Origin of the sequence: Kitasatospora nipponensis (assembly GCF_039528135.1) — a bacterium.
Classification (GTDB): domain Bacteria; phylum Actinomycetota; class Actinomycetes; order Streptomycetales; family Streptomycetaceae; genus Kitasatospora; species Kitasatospora nipponensis.
The window spans coordinates 1-870 of record NZ_BAAALF010000579.1; the positions used below are offsets into that span (position 1 = coordinate 1).

2 protein-coding genes are annotated in these 870 nt (G+C 75.7%); one reads left to right on the forward strand and one right to left on the reverse strand.

Annotated elements, in window-relative coordinates; all coding sequences use genetic code 11:
* Positions 1-154: 154 nt before the first annotated feature.
* Positions 155-373 (reverse strand): hypothetical protein, encoded by a 219-nt coding sequence (locus ABD323_RS42020; protein ID WP_344447335.1) that lies wholly within the window; start codon positions 371-373, stop codon positions 155-157.
* Between the two features lie 207 nt (positions 374-580).
* On the opposite strand from ABD323_RS42020, the gene ABD323_RS42025 reads away from it, so the two are divergent.
* On the forward strand, positions 581-844 hold the full coding sequence (locus ABD323_RS42025) for a hypothetical protein (RefSeq protein WP_344447336.1): 264 nt from the start codon (positions 581-583) through the stop codon (positions 842-844).
* Positions 845-870 lie beyond the last annotated feature (26 nt).

Consider the following 870-nt stretch of genomic DNA (forward strand, 5'->3'; position numbering starts at 1 on the left):
GAGGGGAGGATCGGCCCGAGGGGGCCGGTCTGGCCCGCCGCCCGTGGCGGCGTTGTGCCCGGCGATCCGCGCCCGGGGGGCGCGGCCGGCGACCCGCGAGCGAGAGGTGCGGCCGGGTGGCGAAGGGCGGGCAGGGGCGGCTGACCGAGGCGGGTCAGCGCACGCGCACGGGGTCGGTGCGGCTGACTCCGGCGGAGCTGGAGAGGTGGCACGCGGCCCGCTCGAAGACGGCCCGCAAGGAGCTCGGCGCGTGGGTCCGCGCCATGGTCGAGGAGGCGCTGAACGGCCACCCGGGGATCCCGGGCGACGTCGCCCAGGTGCCGGAGGTGAACCACGCGGTGTTCGTCCAGCTCGCCGCGATCGGCAACAACATGAACCAGATCGCCTACCTGTCGAACACCGCCGGCGGTGTCCCGGCGGAGCTGCACCAGCGGCTCGCCGAGGCGATCGAGGCGGTGGGGGATGCGGCGCTCGCGGTGCGCGGCCTGGCGCCGATGACCGGCCCGACCGGGCTCGCCGAGCACGACCAGGAGCACGACGACGTCGACCAGGGCGACGAGGCCGAGCCCGGCCCGGCCCGGTGTTCGGCAACATCACCCGGGGCCGGAAGGCGTACGGGGGTCTGCTCTACGACCACGGACCCGGGCGCCGGGACGAGCACGTGGACCCGCGGATCATCGCCGGGTCGGTGCCGGGCACCTGGCAGCAGGTGGCCCGCCAGATCGACCACCACACCGGGCAGAAGCCGCACCTCACTGAGCCGATCTGGCGCGTCTCGCTCTCGCTGCCGGACGAGGACGGGGTGCTCGCCGGTGCCCGGTTCGCCGCGATCGCCGAGGAGTAGGTGGCCCGGATGGGGTTCGCGGCGTG

What these genes read in the sequence shown, in the direction of transcription:
- ABD323_RS42020 (WP_344447335.1), bottom strand. Translation starts at nt 373, where the DNA reads ATGTTGTTGCCGATCGCGGCGAGCTGGACGAACACCGCGTGGTTCACC.